The organism is Haemophilus sputorum CCUG 13788 (genome assembly GCF_000238795.1).
GTDB lineage: Bacteria > Pseudomonadota > Gammaproteobacteria > Enterobacterales > Pasteurellaceae > Haemophilus_A > Haemophilus_A sputorum.
In genome coordinates this window covers 46,168-66,237 of the sequence record NZ_AFNK01000031.1, presented here as the reverse complement: position 1 = coordinate 66,237, position 20,070 = coordinate 46,168, and the positions used below count along the sequence as shown (strand labels likewise).

The following is a 20,070-nucleotide window of genomic DNA, read 5'->3' as shown; positions in this document are numbered from 1 at the left end:
GTATTTATTCTTTCTCTTTTTAGGCTAAATCGCTTTAGCAAAATATCTTTTGGCAACCGTTTGCAATAGCCATTTTAAGCGACTATCATTAACTTAGAAACTCAAACAAAACAAACACAAAGGAAATCATTATGAGTCAATTACACTCACAATCTGACATTGTGCTGATTGGTGCGGGTATTATGAGTGGCACGCTTGGCACGCTGTTAAAAGCTTTAATGCCAGAGAAAAGCATTACCATTTTTGAAGCTGAACCAGATATTGCGTTAGAAAGCTCTAATGAATGGCATAATGCAGGCACAGGGCATGCTGCACTTTGTGAACTAAACTATACTGCTGAAAAAGCAGATGGCACTATTGATATTAGCAAAGCGCTTGATATTAACGAAAAATATCAGCTTTCGTTAGAGCTTTGGTCATATTTGGTGGAAACTGGTTGCATTGAAAATCCAGCGGATTTTATCCGTAAATTGCCACATATGAGTTTTGTGCAAGGCGAAAAAGATGTCAAATTCTTGAAAAAACGTTTTGAAACCCTTTCAACTCATCCACTGTTTGAAGGGATGCAATTTGCTGATGATGCAGAAACGTTAAAACAATGGATTCCATTGATGATGGAAAACCGTGTGAATAAAGAGCCAGTTGCAGCAACATGGATGGAGCACGGTACTGATGTCAATTTTGGGGAGTTAACCCGTAAACTCTTTAAGCACTTAGTCAAATCAGGTTGCCGCTTAGAAGTGAATCATCCAGTTTGTGGCTTAGATAAAACCGCAGAGGGTTGGCGTTTATCTGTTAAAGATGCAAGCGGTCAAATTTTCCAACACGATTGCAAATTTGTCTTTATTGGTTGTGGCGGCGGTTCGCTTAACTTATTACAAAAAAGCCATATTCAAGAAGCGAGACATATCGGTGGTTTCCCTGTGAGTGGAATTTTTATGGTGTGTCGCAATCCTGAAATCGTGGAAAAACACCATGCTAAAGTTTATGGTAAAGCGAAAATTGGTGCGCCCCCAATGTCGGTGCCGCATTTAGATACCCGCTTTATTGAGGGTAAGAAAACCTTGTTATTTGGGCCTTTCGCTGGCTTTACCACGAAATTTCTGAAAAATGGTTCACAATGGGATTTCCCAAGCTCATTTAAGGCAGATAATTTTGTTACCATGATGCTTGCTGGCTGCAAAAATATCCCACTGACACAATATTTAATTAAGCAGGCGCTTTTAACGAAAGAGCAGCGCATGGAAGATTTACGCGCTTTCTTGCCTGATGCCAAAAGTGAAGATTGGGATGTGATTATCGCAGGTCAGCGTGTGCAAATTATCAAAGATCAGCCGAATGAAAAAGGCGTGTTATGTTTTGGCACAGAAGTGATTACTTCGGAAGATAAAAGCATTGCAGGCCTACTTGGTGCATCTCCTGGTGCTTCAACTTCGGTGGATGCGATGTTAAGCGTACTTAGCCAATGTTTTATTGCGCAACAACCAGAATTAGCAGAGAAATTAAAAGCAATTGTGCCAACTTATGGTGAAAAATTGCGAGATAATCCAGCTTTGATTCATGAGGTAAGAGCGAAAGCTGAAAAATGGTTAGGTGTGTAGGTGTTGATTTTAATGAACTAAAGGGGCGTATGATGTACGCCCCTTTGTTTGTTGATATGAAGCAAGTCAATCAATTATTTCTTCGCTTTTTTCTCTTTTACAAAGTGTTTGCCATCAAAACGATAATAAATGCGTTCTGAGGTCATTTTTCCGTTACCACAGGTATCTTCAAATTGATGTACTAACGGGAAGCTAAAGCGGTTATTTTTCAAGTCGTAATCAAAATAGGCATTCGATTCTGGTAAATCATTATTCGTATATGAGATAAACGATACCTCAATATTAGAAGTTGGTTTTTTACCTTGAATCAGATTGGCTTCTTCTAAACCTTTTTCCGTAATTTGATAAAATTTCGCTGCGATTGCATGATGACATTGACTGTAGATGTCAGAGGTTTCTATATAATAGTAAGGTTTTCCATTCAATTTAAGCGGTACTAGTCTGGTTATAAAAGAGCTTAACTCATTAACTTCCGTTTTCCAAGTGCCATTAGGTAGCTGATAACGCCAAATGCTGCCATATTCGTGCATTGTCCCGCCAGATTGCCAATCCCAAACAAGAATTTGCAGTTTTTGGTCTTCTGAAGTGAGCATGCCAACACCCACTTCAGGTGCTTTTTCCCAAGTGCAGAATTTGCCTTCTAATTTTTCAATTTTGGCTAGTGCGTCTTTAAAACGTTTTTCTGAAGACTGGTATTTTTCTTCATTCTTTTCGTTATAGTTGCCGTAGGTTTCCATCTCTGAATAACTTGCTGCTAATTCGCTATCAATGATTTCACATTGGTTAGCATAAGCGGCAGAAGAAAAGAGACATAGGCAAAGTAAGATTTTTTTCATAGAGCGTTCCTTTTTTAAGATTATTTTTCGCAAGCAGAGAAAGTGATTGTGCAATTCGCTGAATTCGTTTTACAGGCAGCCAAGGCTTCTTGTTCAGCTTCTTCTCGCTTCATTCTGAAATTGCGAACTGCGGCATATTTTTCAGGGGAGTCTCCCGTTGCCAATGCGACACAAGCATGATTAGCTTCTGTGACAATTTGACAATATTGTTTATTTGCATCATTTGAAGCAAGCTCGCAATCTTTTAGTGCTTTATTTTGAGCAGCCTTTATCATACCTCCCTCGCCATAACCAAAAGCACCATTTTGTGGATTATAAGCAATTACACTCCACCAATTAGGAAAATCTAGAAGTGGCGGTCGTGGTGGATACGACATTTGATCTTCGATTGAAGGTGTTTTCGCAGAAACTGAAACGGATAAAGCACATAAAGCTAATGTAAGTAATCTTTTCATAATAATCCTTTTGCTAGGGCGTATTTGATACGCCCTAGATTGATTTTAAGCGTTTATTGATACATATAGTATTTATATTGCGCGTCTAATTGACGAATTTCAATTTGGCAGTTTTTAGCTTTGCTGGCTTGGCAATTTAATAACGCTTCCTGTTCAACTGTGCCACAGATGCCAGAACGAGAGAAGAAGTAAGTCCAATTCCCGTTTTTATCTTTTGAAGATGCCATAGCAAGACAGCCATTTAATTGTGTTGCCGCTCCTTCGCATTCTCCTCGTTCTGCTTTTTCACAGTGCATTCTTGCATCCATAATCGCCACAGATTCGCCTAAAAAGCCAGTTGACCATCCCCAATCTCCAGTGGCTTTATTGATGGCAATGGCAGCATAGTAGTCAGAACCGACTGGTGGTCCTACTTGCGCATTTGAATATCCCCCTTGTGGAGGGGCTGAATTATAGATAATCATTCTTCCATCAGGACCAATAATTCGACACGTTCCAGTTGCTGGATCAAATTGCCCACCACAGCTATTCGCATAAGGGCTGCAAGCAAGCATCATGAATAGAATTAACCAATATTTTTTCATTTTTATTCCTTGTAAAAAGTGAGAGAAATTTGACCGCTCTTGCATCAAGAAGATTAAGGTGGTGCGAAGCTTTTTAAAATTCATGCACAAGTATTTATGCTAGTCTTGTGAGAATTTTCCCCATAAGAGTTTATCAATAACGTATTTATAATGTGCGTCTAATTGACGAATTTCAATTTGGCAGTTTTTAGCTTTGCTGGCTTTGCAATGTGATAATGCTTCCTGTTCAACTGAACCACAGATGCCACTATGAGAGAAGAAGTAAGTCCAATTCCCTTTTTTATCTTTTGACGATGCCATAGCAAGACAGCCACTTAATTGCGTCGCAACCACTTCGCATTTTCCTTGTCCTGCTTCTTCACAATTCATTATGGCATCCAGCGAAGCATCATTAGCGCCTAATTGACCTGTTGACCATCCCCAACCTCCAGTGGCTTTATTGATAGCTATCGCTGCATAGTAGTCAGAACGTGGTGGTGCTACTGGCACATTCGAATAACCACTAGAATATCCTCCTTGAGATGAGCAATTTGGATTATAACCATAGCTGCATAATGAAGGATCATTCTGTAATGCCCCTCTGGTTACATCATAAGTGGGATTGGCATAGGTATTGCCAGCAAACATCATTAATAGGATTAACCAATATTTTTTCATTTTTGATTCCTTGTGAAAAATCCTGTGAGGTTTGTCTTCTCTTTATGGTAAAAGCATATCGCTTAGTAATAAGTTTCTATTCAACAAACCTTGCATCTATACCATATAGCACATCTAAATCATGTTGTGGTAAGAAGTCTTTTTCTTTTACTTGATATTGCACAACTTTATCGTTTTGCAGTACTTTTTTCACCTCACCTTTACCTTTCCAGCAGAAAGAAACGATCTGTGTTTTTGGTCTTTCAATGGTAAGCGTAAAATCCGCAATAGGTTTAGCCCAGTTTGCCCCAGTTTTAAGAATATAACCTAATTCGTGATAATATATTCCTTGCGATTTTGCTTTTACTGATTTTTTAAATGATGGATCAATACAAAAAGTATCGGCAAATTTTTTATAATTGAGGAGTTCAGGAAGCCCCACCCCTCCCCCGACTAGAGGGGTATATTCATGCTGAATTTGAGTAATCGAATTGGCTTTAAAGGTTTGTTGCCAGCTATAAATAATTTGTCCACCCCAAAAGGCTACCATATCGACATCTTCGCCATCTTCAGATTTGTATGAATATTTAGCAAGACGTGGATCCTGACATTTCAAGATTTTCTTATCTGCAGAATCTGATTTACGTAACCAAGGCTCCATTAACTCTTCTTCAGTTAAACCACAGGCACGAAGAATGTCCGTGACATCATGTGAAACAAATTCTCTTTTCTCTGGATCATCTTCATTTTTGGTTTCGTAAAAGAATGCGCGTACATGAGTCGTCGGTTTGATTTCTTTGCCATTTGCATAAATCTTAAAAGAATTGATTAAACTTTGGGTGTCAGCAAAATCACCGTAATCGTGGAGCATCACTTCCGGTAATGGGAATAGCACCGTTTCAGTAATGTCTTTATCGGTCAGATTGCGATATTCATATTTCACCTTAATTTTATCTTGGCTGATAAATAGGTTTTCTTTTTGCATCGCAATATGCTCATTTTTAATATATTCCACACCACCAGTAGAGACCGTTCCCGTACTGTCGTTGGCTTGAGCTATAAATGGAAGACAAAGAATCGTTAAGAGAAGAGACTTTTTCATGATTGGTTTTCCTTGTAAAAAGTAAGAAAAATTTGACCGCTCTTGTGGTAAGGCAATTACCGTATTGTGTATTTTTCAAATACGCTACGAACTAAAATAATTTTTGTTTTGCTTGGCTAATTTTAAAACCGTGTTTTTCTTGGTTTGAACAAGTTAATGAATTGCCCGAAGCAGTGCATTGCCAGCCTTTGCCTTTAATTGTTTCACCATCTTTCAAAATTTGTGAGTCTGGTACAGCAGGGGTATCACTTGCACAAACAAGTGAAGCCTTTCCTGTTGCGCCAACAGAAAATAGCTCGCCCCATTCGAATTCACAATCTTTCGGACGCGGTAAAATCGGTTTTCCTTTAATTTTAGTAACACATTCAACTTGGGGGTTTAGACCAGGAAGGTCGCCAGAGCAATAAATAGCGTCATTAGCCGTGCGGAAACTGATGAAAGAGTCTGAGTTTGATGCGGTTTCTATTTGCGGGGTTAAGGCAAAGCTAGAAACAGAGAAAGTACATAAAGTGAATACAAATAATTTTTTCATGTTGAATTCCTTGTTGAGTGGCGGAATTGGTAAATTCCTACAAAATTTAACCGCTTGTAAGCCCTTTTGAATTGCTAGGTTATGAGTTTACTTGTTTTATTTCTTACAATAAAGGTAGGATAACAAACTTAACAATAATGGGCATAAAAAATAAATATAAACCGATGAGGTTTGGAATATGCCATCATAATTGGTGCCTTGTAGCGCATTCAAATCAAATAAATATTTCCCGAATACCCCAGCTTTCGCTATCCATAGCAACAGCGCAAAGCGACGATAAAAACGTTGAAAGATAGCAAAAAAGAGATAACTGAAACTGGTAATGGCAATAAGTCTAAAATAGATATTAATAGAATGATTTAGACTATTAGCCACAGGATCATTGAATGCTAAATTATAACCAATAACTTGCACCCAATGTACGCCAAAGTTGAACCAGAAATAAGCACTAAATAACAACATGGCGAAATGTATTAAAAAGAGTAGGCCTTTCATTTGGAACACCTCAAGTGATAAAGAGGAAGATGCCATCCTTGGCGTCTTTTTCGGGGCTCAAGTTATGAGCATTGTCCTGCTGCGCGTAATAAATCATTACAAGAACCGGTAGATTTAGCTGTACCACCGCTACCGCCGTTACACACTGCCCCAGAAGTTGCTGGGCCAAAGAAAGTTAATGCATTGGTGACATAACATTGGTGTGAGCGTTTGCCAACAGTTGCAGTAAAGTTAATTTGTACGCCTTCGTTTGAGCGGTTGCTGATTTTTACTGCGCTGGCATCAGTATTCAGTGCAAATGCCGCTTTTTCTTTAAGTTTTTCTTCAGAAACAGTTGCACTGTTTAATGCACTACATCCGGTTAAAGTGAAAGCCAAAAGTGAGGCTAAAACAACAGTTTTCATGTTCATCGTATTGCTCCTAGTAATCAGGGATGGAGAAAAATTGAATAACAGGCAAAGTTTAATTTGCCTAACTTGCTAAAGTTGAGCGTATTCTATTACTAATAATTAAAAGTGTAAACTGTTAATTCATATTTTTATGTAAAAAATAAGCGTGCATTTTTAAAACTCACGCTTTTTAAGGCTGACAAGCGGTTAAATTTCCGGATTTTTTTGCAAATCATTTTGCCAACCGAGAGCTTGGGAGATCGCTATCGCCGTTTCTTTTACGGCTTCGTGTAAGAAATCTGTTCCGATTTGAGCAAGACGCGAAACGGACATCGATACCGATAATGCGTAATCCACCTCATTTTTAAAATTGAAAATCGGATAAGCAATGCAGGTAACACCAAGTTCATTTTCTTCTTTATCCAATGCAAAACCTTGTGCACGAATCTCATCTAACTCTTTTCTCATTAAGTTGATATCAGTAATAGTATGGCAAGTAAGCTGTTGAATATTTGCTTGGTGGTTAACCCAATAATGCATTAAATAAGTACTTGCTTTTTTATCGAAGGCTAAATAAAGCTTACCCATACCAGAACAATAGAGGCTGAGTCGTTGCCCGATATAAGCACGAGTGCGCAACATACCAGTCGTTGGCTCAAGTTTATAAATCATAATGGCATGATCGTTTTCTCGCATTGAAAGATTCACAGTTTCGCCAATTTTGAGGTTCAGGCTCTCTAAATAAGGTGAAGCAAGATGGATAATATTCATAGAGGAAAACATTTTATGCCCAATAGCTAAACATTTTGTGGTAAGTCGATAACTGCCAGCAGTCGTTGCGGCTTGAATAAATCCTTCCTGTTGTAAACCTTGTAATAGTCGGTGCACAGTACTTTTATTTAATCCAGATAATTCGGCTAATTTTGCTAATGGACAGCCGTTTGGATAATGACTTAATAAATCAATCAATCTTAATCCGCGAATTAGGCTTTGGTTTCCACTATTTTTTTCTTCTTTCATGCTCGTCTCCTGAAAACAAAATGTGATCTAATTCACATTTTATCGTTTTAATTTGTGATCTGCTTCACAACTTTTTATTCCGCTACTTAACGGCATTATCATAACCGACTAATATGCAAAATATGAAATGATATTTCGTAATATGAAATTTAAGCATGAGGAGTGATTATGACTATTCGGGTTTCGTATGAGGCATTAAAAGCAGAATTTAAACGAGTCTTGCTAGCACGAAAAGTAAAAGAAGAAACTGCAGAGGCGTGTGCGACTGTGTTTGCGGATACGACGCAAGCGGGTATTTATTCGCATGGCGTTAACCGTTTTCCACGTTTTATTCAACAGTTAGAAAATGGTGATGTCATTCCAGATGCTGAACCCACGAAGGTTTTATCACTTGGCGCAATTGAACAGTGGGATGCTCATCAATCAATTGGTAATTTAACCGCAAAAAAAATGATGGATAGAGCAATGGAGATTGCGCGTGAACACGGTATTGGCGTAGTCGCACTTCGTAATGCAAATCACTGGATGCGCGGCGGCACCTATGGGCAACAAGCAGCAGAAAAAGGTTTTGTAGGGATTTGTTGGACAAATGCATTAGCAGCTATGCCACCTTGGGGGGCAAAACAACCAAGAATCGGTACAAACCCGTTCGTTATTGCTGTACCTACAACGCCGATTACAATGGTAGATATGTCTTGTTCGATGTTCTCTTATGGTCAATTAGAAATTCACCGCCTACAAGGCAGACAAACAGCAGTGGATGCGGGATTTGATGATGAAGGTAATCCAACACGCAACCCAAGTGTTGTTGAGAAAAATCGCCGCTTGATGCCGATGGGATTTTGGAAAGGCTCAGGTTTATCAATCGTGTTAGATATGATTGCAACACTTTTAGCCAATGGGGATTCTACGGCAGCAATTACTGAAGATAAAAGTGATGAATTTGGTATGTCGCAAATTTTTATTGCCATTAAGGTAAATCGTTTAATTGATGGTAAAACCAAAGAAGAAAAATTAAAACGTATTATGGATTATGTAACGTCTGCAGAGCCATCTAATCCAGCACAGCCAGTACGTTTGCCAGGGCATAAACAGATTGCTGTTGAAGCCGACCATCATGCAAATGGCATTCCAGTCGATGAATCAGTTTGGGCAAAATTAAAAGCGTTATAAGCCTAACAAGCGGTCAAATTTAGAGAAAATAATGCAAAGGGGGCGGTCATGTATTTCGGTCATATCGCAAATTATCAACCAGCACATTATCCAAAGGCGATTCAGTTTGCTTTGGATTATCTCAAACAAACAGATTTTGAGAAGATGGAGGCGGGTGTATATGAACTTAAAGGACGGGCAATTTTTGTCCAAGTATTGGATTTAACCACTCAAGCTAAAGTGGCATTTCAGCCTGAAGTCCACCGTAATTATTTGGATGTGCAATATCTGCATAAAGGTAAAGAAATTATGGCGGTTGCGCCTGATTTTGGAAATAACCCAATTGCTCAAGTTTACTCGCCAGAACGTGATATTCAATATTATGCAGAGGTTTCTGGCGAAAACGAATTTCATTGTTTACCAGGTAATTTTGCCGTGTTTTTTCCTGAAGATGCTCATCGCACCGCTATTTTTGATGGTACGGAAAGTATTCGTAAAATCGTAGTGAAAATCGCATTAAGTGAGTTGGAGGCAGAATAATGAAAGCTTTTGCCCAGTTAATTGGCAAGTTGTTAGAAGGTATTTGTGTTGCCATTTTAGCCATTATGTCTATTTTGGTTTTCTTAAATGTTGTGTTGCGCTATGGCTTTAATAGCAGCATTAGTGTCACTGAAGAAGTGTCTCGATATTTGTTTGTTTGGCTAACTTTTTTAGGTGCGGTGTTGGCATTTAATGAAAGACAACATGTTAGTGTAAATGTGTTCGTAGAAAAATTATCTGCTTGTGGGCAGTCAGTATTACGATTATTGACTGATGGTATGATGCTATTTTGTTGCTATCTCATCGTTTCAGGTAGCTGGATTCAGTTTCAACTTAACTTAAATAACTTAGCGCCAATTTCAGGTTTACCACAAGGCATTACTTATTTAGCGAGCGTGGTTGCAGGTGGGCTAATCGGACTCTTGTTGATTGCCAGAATTTTTAGCGGATGCGTGATACTTGCTAAAGGAGAAACAATATGACAGTGGTTATTTTTCTTTCTGTTTTATTAGGTGCAATTCTCCTTGGTGTTCCAGTCGCTTTTGCGTTATTGATTTGCGGTGTTGCGTTAATGCTGCACTTAGATTTATTTGATGCACAAATTTTAGCGCAACAAATTGTTAGCGGAGCAGATAGTTTTTCACTTATGGCGATTCCATTCTTTATTCTTGCTGGTGAGGTCATGAATGAAGGTGGGCTATCCAAACGGATTATTGACTTACCAATGAAACTAGTTGGCCATAAACGTGGCGGATTAGGTTTTGTAGCCATTTTAGCAGCAATGATTATGGCTAGTCTTTCTGGTTCAGCAGTAGCTGATACCGCAGCTGTAGCAGCAATGCTATTACCGATGATGAAAACGACGGGTTATCCACTTGATCGCTCCGCAGGCTTAATTGGTACAGCTGGTATTATTGCCCCAATTATTCCACCTTCTATCCCATTTATTGTCTTTGGTGTGGCAAGTGGTGTTTCGATTACTAAACTTTTCTTGGCGGGTATTTTCCCTGGAATAATGATGGGGCTTTGCTTGGCACTGTTATGGTGGTGGCAGGCTAAACGCTTAAATTTAATGACATTCTCTAAAGTTACCAAACAAGAGCTTTGCATATCATTTAAAAACAGTATTTGGGCATTGTTATTACCGGTAATTATTATCGGTGGTTTCCGCTCAGGTATCTTTACGCCGACTGAAGCAGGGGCAGTAGCAACGGCATATGCACTTATTGTTTCTCTCTTTGTTTATCGTGAGTTAAAAGTTAAAGATCTTTATAAAGTCTTTTTAGCAGCAGCAAAAACAACAGCAGTAGTTATGTTCTTAGTCGCTGCGGCAAATGTAACAGGTTGGCTTATTACTGTCGCAGAATTACCAATCATGTTAACTGAATTGCTTGAGCCGTTAATCGCGCATCCAACAACCTTATTATTAGTGATTATGCTTGCGGTCTTTATTATCGGAATGGTCATGGATTTAACGCCAACAGTGCTAATTCTGACCCCAGTATTGATGCCACTGATTGAAGAAGCAGGAATTGATCCCGTTTATTTCGGCGTCCTCTTTATCTTAAATACATCAATAGGTTTAATTACACCGCCAGTAGGCAACGTGTTGAATGTGATTACTGGAGTATCCAAACTTCCGTTTGATCAAGCAGCAAAAGGTGTTTTCCCTTATTTAATCATGATGATTATGTTGTTACTTGCCTTTGTGTTTGTACCCGAATTAATTTTGGTGCCATTACAATGGATTAGCTAACGTTTCTTAACCCTATGAGGAAATTACGATGAAATTATTCAATTTAAAAACTTTAAGTGCTCTTGTTGCTGGAATGAGTATGATGATCGCAAATGCGAATGCTGAAGTATCATTACGCTTTGGTTATGAAGCACCGCGTACAGATAGCCAACATTTAGCGGCAAAAAAATTCAACGAATTACTCAATGAAAAAACAAAAGGGGAAATTAAACTTAAGCTTTTCCCAGATAGCACTTTGGGTAATGCTCAAACTATGATTAGCGGTGTGCGCGGTGGTACTATTGATTTAGAAATGTCAGGTTCGCCAAACTTTACTGGTTTAGAACCAAAATTAAATGTGATCGATATTCCGTTTATTTTTAAAGATCGCGCACATGTTTACAAAGTACTAGACGGTGAGATTGGTCAAGGTTTATTAAAAGATCTTGAAGCACAAGGCTTAAAAGGCTTAGCATTCTGGGATGTTGGTTTCCGTGCGTTTTCAAACTCTAAACATCCAGTAACAAAACCGGAAGATATTAAAGGCTTAAAAGTACGTACTAACCAAAACCCTATGTACATTGAAGCATTTAAATTATTAGGTGCTAATCCGGTACCAATGCCATTAGCAGAGCTTTATACAGCATTAGAAACTCGAGCAGTAGATGCTCAAGAACATCCAATCGGTATTTTCTGGTCTTCTAAACTTTATGAAGTACAAAAATATTTGAGCTTGACCAACCACGGTTATACCCCGTTAATTGTGGTTATGAACAAAGCGAAGTTTGATGCACTTAGTCCAGAGTTACAAAACGCAATGATAGAGGCTGCAAAAGAAGCAGGACAATATCAGCGTGATTTGAACGTGAAAAATGAAAAAGAAATAATTACGAACTTGCAAAAACAAGGTATTGAAATCATCGAGAAAGTCGATACTCAACCGTTCCAAGCTGTTATTGCAGAGCAAGTGCGTAAAAGTTTCGTAGAAAAACATGGTGATGCCCTACTTAAACAAGTAGATGCATTAGCACAATAAAGTGTTAGCAAGCGGTTGAATTTCGCAAATTTTTTGCAAAATTTCACCGCTTGTTTTTTAGGAGCAAGAAATGAATTACTACCTTGGCATTGATTGTGGCGGCACTTTTATTAAAGCAGCGCTTATTAGTGAGAGCGGCGAAGTAGTAAGTTTAGCGCGAGAAAATGTTTCTGTGCTGAGTGAACAAGCAGGGTATGCTGAACGAGAAATGGAAGCGCTTTGGCAGGTTTGTGCGAAGGTAGTTAAACAGGTGATTGCACAAAGTCATATTGCGGCAACCGCAATTAAGGGCGTTGGCATTTCTGCACAAGGTAAAGGCGCTTTTTTATTAGATAAACAACATAAACCGCTTGGACGAGCAATTACCTCGTCTGATCAACGAGCATTACATATTGTCAAACAATGGCAAGAAGAAGGCATTCCGCAAGCACTTTATCCGATTACCCGCCAAACGCTTTGGACAGGGCATCCTGTTTCAATCCTTCGTTGGCTGAAAGAACATGAGCCTGAGCGTTACAGCAATATTGGCGCAGTGTTGATGTCACATGATTATTTGCGTTTTTGTCTAACAGGCGAGTTATATTGCGAAGAAACGAATATTTCCGAGAGCAATCTTTATAATATGCAAACAGGGAAATATGACGAACAGCTTGCAGAAAAATTAGGTTTGCAAAATATTCTTGAAAAACTACCGCCTGTAATTGCACCGAATCAAGTGGCTGGATTTGTCACAGAGAATGCCGCTAAATTAACAGGGCTAGTTGTTGGAACGCCAGTTGTCGGCGGGCTGTTTGATGTGGTTTCTACAGCCTATTGTGCAGGGCTTACTGATGAAACTAAACTGAATGTTGTGTTAGGGACTTGGTCAGTGGTAAGTGGCATTACTGATCATATCGACGAAAGCCAAACGTTACCATTTGTCTATGGCAAATATGCTAAAGCAGGTCAGTTTATTGTGCATGAGGCAAGTCCAACATCAGCCGGTAATTTGGAATGGTTCTTAAAGCAGTGGGCAAATGTCAGTTATCAACAATTGAATGAGCAAATCGCAGCCCTTCCAGCTGCTGCAAGTTCAGTATTGTTTGTTCCTTTCTTATATGGTTCGAATGCAGGCCTTGGCATGCAAGCCGCTTTTTATGGAATGCAAGCGCATCATACCCAAGCGCATTTATTACAAGCGATTTGTGAAGGGGTGCTGTTTAGTTTGATGACACATTTAGAACGAATGCGTATTCGCTTTCCTCATGCTGATACATTACGGGTAACTGGTGGACCGGCTAAGTCAGCAGTATGGATGCAAATGTTGGCAGATTTAAGCGGTATGCATTTAGAGATTCCTAATGTAGAAGAAACCGGTTGTTTAGGTGCTGCGATAATGGCAATGCAAGGTGTCACAGCGACACAAGATGAGCAAATTTTTGAGAATGATATGAGCATATATGTGCCAAACGCTCAACATTATGCGGCATATCAAGCAAAATACCAACGCTATCAACGCTTGGTAAAAGCATTAAAGCAAGTTGATGAGGTGTAGAAACAAAAAATGCAACCCGAAGGTTGCATTTTTTATATGTACTAGAGAGATTATTTTTCTGTTGCAATGAAACGGTATGCGATTGCACCGATGATTGCGCCAGAAATTGGTGCGGCCCAGAATAACCATAATTGTTCAATTGCCCATGAACCTTGGAATAATGCAACGCCAGTTGAACGAGCTGGGTTTACAGAAGTATTGGTTACAGGGATTGAAATTAAGTGAATTAAAGTTAAACCTAAACCGATAGCAATTGGTGCTAAACCTGCTGGTGCACGTTTATCAGTTGCACCCATGATAATCATTAAGAAGAATGCTGTTAAGACTACTTCAATAATGAATGCTGCAGCAAGAGAATAACCATGTGGTGAGTGTTCACCGTAACCGTTGCTTGCAAAGCCTGCAGTCACATCAAAACCGTTAGCGCCTGAAGCAATCGTATATAATACTGCAGATGCTACGATCGCACCGGCAACTTGTGAAATAATGTATGGAAGTAAGTCTTTTGCATTAAAGCGTCCGCCTACTAATAAACCGATAGAAACTGCTGGGTTGAAGTGACCACCAGAAATGTGGCCTACAGCATATGCCATGGTTAATACGGTTAAACCAAATGCTAATGAAACACCTGCATAACCAATGCCTAATTCAGGGATGCCTGCAGCTAAAACTGCACTACCACAGCCACCGAATACTAACCAAAATGTTCCGAAAAATTCTGCGAAATATTTTTTCATGTAGATTCCTTAAAAATAAAAAATATCGGCACCATCATGTGCCATGGAAGATTGGCTATTTAATAGTTGTTTACCTAAAATAACCTGCTATGAGCAGGTTATTCAGATTCGTTTATTCAAATTGAATTGAGCCGTCTGCGCTCGCTTTAATAATTTGTTTGCCAGGGATGAGAATCATCGGCTCAGATGTCTTATCTCCCGAACTTAGTGCCATTTTAGATAATGCTCGTTCTTCTGCGAAGTAGTAACCATCGGAAAAGCTTGCTCTATCGCTTGGCGTATTTAAGCGAACATTCTGTAACGTGTATTTTTTAGCATTTAAGCCTTTTTGAATCACTTCAGCTTTGTGTTGGAATTGTTGGATGATCTCTAAGGTCATCTCATCTTCCAATGAAGCTAATTTTTCTTTCGATACACTAAATGAAACATTGTCAATGGAAGCATTATCTCCAAGGTTATCTAATACTTTTGCCATTGATTCTAAATCTTTACTTTTTAATACTAATTCGCCTTCTGCAACCCAGTTTTCAATCAGGCGTTTACCATTTTTTTGAGTATAGTAAGTCGGGTAAGTGCGAATACCATTGCTACTGACTTCAATCGATGGATATTGTTTAATTAAATCCATCACTTTGTTGAGTTTTTCGTTAACTTGGGATTTTAATTCTTTAACCGATTTACCTTCTTTCCGACTAGATAGGGATGCTTGCATCGAATCTTGTTCTACTTCACGTGTCACATCAGTACTGAAATGGAACTCGGTTTTGTTGTCATCATTTTTAGCTTGTTCTTCAAAGACATGTCCAATGGTTTGTCCTTCTGCGTGAACCATAAATGGTGTTGCAATAGCTAGTGGTAGAACAGCCCAGTATTTTTTTAGATTTGGTTTCATTATTTTTTCCCTTTAGTTGTGGACAAAACTGGCAAGTTAGAGTTTCTGGTTCTTTAAAAGTTCCCATCTTTAATTTCTATTACAATCGCTTTACAAATAGCATCTTTTTCCATTTGCCAGCGAATGTTTAACCCAGCCAAATTCATGCCATAAATCCGTTCGGAATTTTTGCCTTGCTGATAAGCTGGGCGAGGGTCTTGGGCGATAACCTCTCGAATAAAGTTTAGCGGATCGTCAATGCCGAATTTTGCAAAATGTGGCAGATTTTCGACCGCTTGCTGGGCGGCTTTTGTAAAGGAAACGGAAAGTGGTGTAGGCGGTTTTTCTTGTGCAAAGCCAGAATGCGCATCAGGCTCGCTGTCTGCATAAGCGATATAAGGCTTAATATCTAAAATAGGTGTGCCGTTAACCAAATCGATACTGCCTAAATGTAGATAAACTTCGCTATTAGCAATTTCAATACGTTCTAATTTTACCTTAGAAAGCCCAATGGGATTGGGGCGATGGGTTGCACGGGAGGCAAATACCCCAATACGCTGATTACCCCCTAAGCGAGGAGGGCGTACGGTTGCATGCCAGCCTCGTTCAGGAATTTGATGAAATTGGAAAATAAGCCATAAATGGCTAAAGGCTTCTAACCCACGCACTGCATCGGGTGAATTATAAGGCGGCAGTAGGCGGATAAAGCCTTTTCCTTGTGCAACCAAATTGGGTTGGCGTGGCACGGAGAATTTTTCATCATAAGGGGAATGTACAATCGCAATTGGCTGAAGTGTAAGAGGTTCTAACATCGTATGGGCTTTTCTGTTAAGATACGGTTCATTTTTGACTATTTTAAACCAAAGAGATGAGATGAACAAAAACAGCGCTTTTTCTATCTGGTTCACGACCGCTCGCCCACGCACTTTACCGCTTGCGTTGGCGTCAATCATTATCGGTTCTGCTTTAGCTTATTGGGCAGGAAAATTTGATTTAATTACCACACTATTAGCATTTATCACCACGATTTTATTGCAAGTGTTATCGAATTTTGCCAATGATTATGGCGATCACGTGAAAGGTTCAGACACCGCTGAGCGTATTGGGCCGTTGCGTGCGATTCAACATGGCGCAATTACGGGGGCGCAACTTAAACAAGCGGTCATTTTACTTTCGATTCTTTCCTTTTTATCTGGCGCCTTATTGACGGTTTATGCTTATGAGTCGATTCAAGATTTGATTGTCTTTTTAGCACTTGGTGCGATTTCGATTGTGGCAGCTATTACTTATACCGTAGGTAAAAAAGCCTATGGGTATTTAGGTTTAGGCGATTTGTTTGTGCTGATATTCTTTGGCTTTGTCGCTGTTATTGGCGTGTTTTATTTACAGGCGCATGAAATTAAACCACAAATTTTCTTACCCGCATTGGGGTGTGGTTTGCTTTCAGTTGCTGTATTGAATATCAATAACTTACGCGATATTGAGCAAGACCGAAAAGCTGGCAAAAATACGCTGATTGTGCGTATTGGTTCAGCAAATGGACGAAAATACCATGTGGCGTTATTAGTGGTAGCAATGCTTTCTTATTTAGTTTTTGCTTTAACAGAGCTCCGTCATTGGTATAACTACCTATTCTTATTAGCCACCCCCCTGTTGGCAAAACACGCATTATTTGTTTATCGTCATCAAAATCCTGCAGAACTTCGTCCTATTTTAGGGCAGATGGCAGGTTTGGCGCTGATTACTAATTTATTATTTAGTTTAAGCATTGTGTTGGGTTGATTATTTCAACCATCAAGCGGTCGATTTTGACTGAACGTTTGCAAATCTGCATTAAACCGTTACAATGCGAAAGATTTTAACCCCAATAAAGGATTCAACATGAAAATTGCAAAAAACCTTGTGCCAAGCATTGCTTACCAAGTTCGTACACAAGATGGCGTATTAGTCGATGAAGCGCCAGTAAATCAACCTTTAGAATACTTACACGGTCATAACAACTTAGTGGAAGGTTTAGAAAAAGCATTAGAAGGCAAAGCAGTTGGCGAAACATTCGAAGTGCAAGTGAGCCCAGAAGAAGGCTACGGCGAATACAATGAAAACATGGTACAACGTGTACCAAAAGAAGTTTTCATGGGTGTGGACGATTTAGAAGTAGGCATGCGTTTTATCGCAGATACTGACATTGGCCCATTACCAGTAGTGATTACTGCAGTAGAAGGCGATGAAGTTGTTGTTGATGGCAACCATATGTTAGCAGGTCAATCATTATTATTCTCCGTGGAAGTGGTTGGCATCCGTGAAGCAACAACCGAAGAAATTGCACATGGTCATATTCACTCTGGTCACGAGCATGGCTGCGGCTGTGGTGGTCATGACCACGATGAAGAAGAAGGTCATAGCTGCTGTGGCGGTGGCCATCACCACCATCACCATCACCACGATCATGACCATGGTCATGGCGGTTGTGGCTGCGGCGGTCACTAATTTTTCTCTGTTTGAGGTAAGGGCGTGTTGCACACGCCCTTTTCGTCTTTAGTCTTAACGTCTTCAATTCCTGTCTTCGGGAAGATCATTAAAACCCAATATTATGACACAACAAATCCAATCCAATACGGACTATCTCCGTAGAATCTTGAGTTCAAACATTTATGACTTGGCACAAGTGACACCATTACAAAAGATGGAAAAGCTCTCTGCGCGCTTAAAAAATAACATTTTTATTAAACGAGAAGATCGTCAGCCTGTGCATAGTTTCAAACTACGTGGTGCCTTTGCGATGATTTCTAATCTGTCGAAAGCACAGAAAGAAGCGGGCGTAATTGCAGCTTCTGCTGGGAATCATGCGCAAGGGGTTGCGTTATCTGCAAAACATTTAGGGCTACGTGCACTGATTGTTATGCCACAAAATACACCGTCTATTAAAGTTGATGCAGTGCGTGGTTATGGCGGCGAAGTCTTACTCTTTGGCGCTAATTTTGATGAAGCGAAAGCTAAAGCAATAGAACTTGCGGAAGAGCTCAATATGACTTTCGTGCATCCGTTTGATGCGCCCGATGTGATTGCCGGACAAGGTACGATTGCAATGGAACTCATCCAGCAACGTGGCGATTTAGACCGTATTTTTGTGCCAGTCGGTGGCGGTGGTTTAATTGCTGGGATTGCGGTACTGATTAAACAATTGATACCAGAAATTAAGGTCATTGGTGTTGAATCGAAAGATTCTGCCTGCTTATATGCCGCATTAAAAGCAGGGCAGCCGACAGATTTAGAGCGTGTTGGCTTATTTGCAGATGGGATTGCGGTAAAACGTATTGGCGAGGAGACCTTCCGTCTGTGCCAGCAGTATGTTGATGATGTAGTATTGGTAGATAACGATCAAATTTGTGCAGCATTGAAAGATATTTTTGAAAATGTGCGTGCAGTTGCTGAGCCGTCAGGTGCGGCTTCGTTGGCTGGTTTGAAAAAATATGTGAAAGAACACCAAATCGAAGGCGAGAATTTGGCTTGCATTCTTTCTGGGGCGAATTTGAATTTCCATACCTTACGTTTTGTTTCAGAACGTTGTGAAATTGGCGAAAAACATGAAGCTTTATTAGCAGTTACCATTCCAGAACAGCGTGGAAGTTTTCTGACATTCTGCCAAATTTTAGGTAATCGTGCGGTGACTGAATTTAACTATCGCCATGCAGATGATCGTAACGCTTGCATTTTTGTTGGTGTTCGAATTAACGGCAGTCAAGAGAAGATGGAGATCATTAAAGAACTTCAACAGAACGGCTACAATGTCGAAGATCTTTCAGATGATGATATTGCTAAAACGCATATTCGTTATATGGTTGGCGGGCGTGCGGCTTCAATTAAAAATGAAAAACTCTACCGTTTTGAGTTCCCAGAACAAAAAGGTGCGTTGCTAAAATTCTTGAAAGCACTAACCAACTGGGATATTTCATTATTCCATTACCGTGCGCATGGGGCAGATTATGGCGATATTCTGGCTGCTTTCACGATGGAAACGGGTTCTGAAGCAGAGCTTACTCACCATCTTGAACAACTGGGTTATCGATTCCAAGATGTAACAGACAGTTTGTCTTATCGTTATTTCTTGAAGTAGTGGAATGGAAATGAATGAGGGCGAAGAGGTTAATTCTTCGCCCTGTTTTTTAAGGAGAAAGGCGCACTTTTACCCATTGTGCATCTTGCCATTGATAGCAAATTCTATCGTGTAATCGGCTTGGGCGACCTTGCCAGAATTCAATGCGTTCAGGTTTGACTAAATATCCCCCCCAGTGAGGTGGGCGTGGAACATGAAATGGATGTTGCGCTGCAATAAGCGCTGCTTTGGCAACTAACGTGTTTTTACTTTCTAACTCTTGGCTTTGTGCGCTTGCCCAAGCACCAATACGGCTGGTGTATGGACGCGATTGGAAATAGGTATCTGACTCTTCCTCACTTAATCGACTGACACTGCCTTCAATTCGCACTGAGCGCTCTAATTCTGGCCAAAAGAAGGTCAGTGCAGCATATGGATTTTCGCTAATGGCTTGCCCTTTTCGGCTTTGGTAGTTAGTAAAGAAGACAAAGCCTTGTTCATTGACTTCTTTAAGTAACACCATGCGGGCGGTTGGTTTACCATTTTGCACGGTAGCCACGTTCATAGCAGTTGGTTCATTGGCTTTTGCATGGATAGCTTCATTAAGCCAACGCTCAAATTGTTTAAGCGGGTTTGGGTCGCACTGACTGCGAGAAAGGGTTTGTTTGCTGTATTCATCTCGAATATTGTGTAAATCCATGATGCCTCCAGATTATCGGAAG

Annotated in this window: 23 protein-coding genes; 10 read left to right on the top strand and 13 right to left on the bottom strand. The window is 39.9% G+C overall.

The window, feature by feature from the left end; genetic code table 11:
- Positions 1 to 131 precede the first annotated feature (131 nt).
- Positions 132 to 1,601 (top strand): malate dehydrogenase (quinone), encoded by a 1,470-nt coding sequence (gene mqo, locus HSP_RS0103745; RefSeq protein ID WP_007526227.1) that lies wholly within the window; start codon positions 132 to 134, stop codon positions 1,599 to 1,601.
- A gap of 74 nt (positions 1,602 to 1,675) precedes the next feature.
- On the opposite strand, the gene HSP_RS0103740 is transcribed toward mqo, so the two are convergent.
- The 9 genes from HSP_RS0103740 to HSP_RS0103700 form a co-directional block, all read right to left on the bottom strand.
- The gene (locus HSP_RS0103740) at positions 1,676 to 2,437 is read right to left on the bottom strand and encodes a hypothetical protein (protein ID WP_007526213.1); all 762 of its coding nucleotides are present in this window, start codon (positions 2,435 to 2,437) and stop codon (positions 1,676 to 1,678) included.
- Between the two features lie 20 nt (positions 2,438 to 2,457).
- Positions 2,458 to 2,892, bottom strand: a complete 435-nt coding sequence (locus HSP_RS0103735; protein WP_007526215.1) for a DUF4189 domain-containing protein — start codon at positions 2,890 to 2,892, stop codon at positions 2,458 to 2,460.
- A gap of 53 nt (positions 2,893 to 2,945) precedes the next feature.
- Positions 2,946 to 3,476, bottom strand: a complete 531-nt coding sequence (locus HSP_RS0103730) for a DUF4189 domain-containing protein (RefSeq protein ID WP_007526230.1) — start codon at positions 3,474 to 3,476, stop codon at positions 2,946 to 2,948.
- A 99-nt stretch (positions 3,477 to 3,575) separates the two neighbouring features.
- Positions 3,576 to 4,133, bottom strand: a complete 558-nt coding sequence (locus HSP_RS0103725) for a DUF4189 domain-containing protein (RefSeq protein ID WP_007526191.1) — start codon at positions 4,131 to 4,133, stop codon at positions 3,576 to 3,578.
- 76 nt (positions 4,134 to 4,209) lie between these two features.
- A complete protein-coding gene (locus HSP_RS0103720) occupies positions 4,210 to 5,214 on the bottom strand; it encodes a DUF4424 family protein (protein ID WP_007526177.1) in 1,005 nt (334 codons plus the stop codon).
- A gap of 91 nt (positions 5,215 to 5,305) precedes the next feature.
- Positions 5,306 to 5,746 carry a DUF6636 domain-containing protein gene (locus HSP_RS0103715; RefSeq protein WP_007526181.1) on the bottom strand — a complete coding sequence of 147 codons (441 nt, stop codon included), beginning with the start codon at positions 5,744 to 5,746 and terminating at the stop codon, positions 5,306 to 5,308.
- Between the two features lie 96 nt (positions 5,747 to 5,842).
- Positions 5,843 to 6,241, bottom strand: a complete 399-nt coding sequence (locus HSP_RS0103710; protein WP_010128929.1) for a hypothetical protein — start codon at positions 6,239 to 6,241, stop codon at positions 5,843 to 5,845.
- A 62-nt stretch (positions 6,242 to 6,303) separates the two neighbouring features.
- Positions 6,304 to 6,651 carry a hypothetical protein gene (locus HSP_RS0103705; RefSeq protein ID WP_007526201.1) on the bottom strand — a complete coding sequence of 116 codons (348 nt, stop codon included), beginning with the start codon at positions 6,649 to 6,651 and terminating at the stop codon, positions 6,304 to 6,306.
- A gap of 186 nt (positions 6,652 to 6,837) precedes the next feature.
- Positions 6,838 to 7,650 (bottom strand): IclR family transcriptional regulator, encoded by an 813-nt coding sequence (locus HSP_RS0103700; RefSeq protein WP_010128928.1) that lies wholly within the window; start codon positions 7,648 to 7,650, stop codon positions 6,838 to 6,840.
- Positions 7,651 to 7,824: 174 nt separating this feature from the next.
- Between HSP_RS0103700 and yiaK the strand changes: the two genes are divergently transcribed.
- From yiaK to HSP_RS0103670, 6 genes are all read left to right on the top strand, one after another.
- Positions 7,825 to 8,823, top strand: a complete 999-nt coding sequence (gene yiaK, locus HSP_RS0103695) for a 3-dehydro-L-gulonate 2-dehydrogenase (RefSeq protein ID WP_029495134.1) — start codon at positions 7,825 to 7,827, stop codon at positions 8,821 to 8,823.
- Between the two features lie 48 nt (positions 8,824 to 8,871).
- Positions 8,872 to 9,342, top strand: coding sequence for a NanQ anomerase/TabA/YiaL family protein (locus HSP_RS0103690; RefSeq protein WP_010128925.1), 471 nt, complete (start codon positions 8,872 to 8,874; stop codon positions 9,340 to 9,342).
- Positions 9,342 to 9,824: a TRAP transporter small permease gene (locus tag HSP_RS0103685; RefSeq protein ID WP_010128924.1), complete on the top strand. Its 483-nt coding sequence runs from the start codon at positions 9,342 to 9,344 to the stop codon at positions 9,822 to 9,824. The genes HSP_RS0103690 and HSP_RS0103685 overlap by 1 nt, the downstream gene beginning before the upstream one ends.
- Positions 9,821 to 11,098 (top strand): TRAP transporter large permease subunit, encoded by a 1,278-nt coding sequence (locus HSP_RS0103680; protein ID WP_010128923.1) that lies wholly within the window; start codon positions 9,821 to 9,823, stop codon positions 11,096 to 11,098. The genes HSP_RS0103685 and HSP_RS0103680 overlap by 4 nt, the downstream gene beginning before the upstream one ends.
- A 28-nt stretch (positions 11,099 to 11,126) precedes the next feature.
- Positions 11,127 to 12,113, top strand: coding sequence for a TRAP transporter substrate-binding protein (locus HSP_RS0103675; RefSeq protein WP_007526225.1), 987 nt, complete (start codon positions 11,127 to 11,129; stop codon positions 12,111 to 12,113).
- A gap of 70 nt (positions 12,114 to 12,183) precedes the next feature.
- Positions 12,184 to 13,647, top strand: a complete 1,464-nt coding sequence (locus tag HSP_RS0103670) for an FGGY-family carbohydrate kinase (RefSeq protein WP_007526221.1) — start codon at positions 12,184 to 12,186, stop codon at positions 13,645 to 13,647.
- 50 nt (positions 13,648 to 13,697) lie between these two features.
- Here the strand turns inward: HSP_RS0103670 and aqpZ are convergent, their stop codons facing one another.
- The 3 genes from aqpZ to tsaA all read right to left on the bottom strand — a co-directional run bounded on the left by aqpZ (position 13,698) and on the right by tsaA (position 16,067).
- Positions 13,698 to 14,384, bottom strand: coding sequence for an aquaporin Z (aqpZ, locus tag HSP_RS0103665; RefSeq protein WP_010128922.1), 687 nt, complete (start codon positions 14,382 to 14,384; stop codon positions 13,698 to 13,700).
- A gap of 112 nt (positions 14,385 to 14,496) precedes the next feature.
- Complete coding sequence (locus tag HSP_RS0103660) at positions 14,497 to 15,276, bottom strand: SIMPL domain-containing protein (protein WP_010128921.1); 780 nt, start codon at positions 15,274 to 15,276, stop codon at positions 14,497 to 14,499.
- A 53-nt stretch (positions 15,277 to 15,329) separates the two neighbouring features.
- Positions 15,330 to 16,067: a tRNA (N6-threonylcarbamoyladenosine(37)-N6)-methyltransferase TrmO gene (gene tsaA, locus HSP_RS0103655; protein WP_010128918.1), complete on the bottom strand. Its 738-nt coding sequence runs from the start codon at positions 16,065 to 16,067 to the stop codon at positions 15,330 to 15,332.
- 61 nt (positions 16,068 to 16,128) lie between these two features.
- Between tsaA and HSP_RS0103650 the strand changes: the two genes are divergently transcribed.
- The 3 genes from HSP_RS0103650 to ilvA all read left to right on the top strand — a co-directional run bounded on the left by HSP_RS0103650 (position 16,129) and on the right by ilvA (position 19,369).
- Entirely contained in the window at positions 16,129 to 17,037 is a 909-nt protein-coding gene (locus HSP_RS0103650; RefSeq protein WP_010128917.1) for a 1,4-dihydroxy-2-naphthoate polyprenyltransferase, read from the top strand.
- A 99-nt stretch (positions 17,038 to 17,136) separates the two neighbouring features.
- Positions 17,137 to 17,742, top strand: coding sequence for a peptidylprolyl isomerase (gene slyD / locus HSP_RS0103645; protein WP_010128916.1), 606 nt, complete (start codon positions 17,137 to 17,139; stop codon positions 17,740 to 17,742).
- Between the two features lie 103 nt (positions 17,743 to 17,845).
- Complete coding sequence (gene ilvA, locus HSP_RS0103640) at positions 17,846 to 19,369, top strand: threonine ammonia-lyase, biosynthetic (RefSeq protein ID WP_010128915.1); 1,524 nt, start codon at positions 17,846 to 17,848, stop codon at positions 19,367 to 19,369.
- Positions 19,370 to 19,418: 49 nt separating this feature from the next.
- Here the strand turns inward: ilvA and pdxH are convergent, their stop codons facing one another.
- Positions 19,419 to 20,048 carry a pyridoxamine 5'-phosphate oxidase gene (gene pdxH, locus HSP_RS0103635; protein ID WP_007526198.1) on the bottom strand — a complete coding sequence of 210 codons (630 nt, stop codon included), beginning with the start codon at positions 20,046 to 20,048 and terminating at the stop codon, positions 19,419 to 19,421.
- Between the last annotated feature and the right edge of the window lie 22 nt (positions 20,049 to 20,070).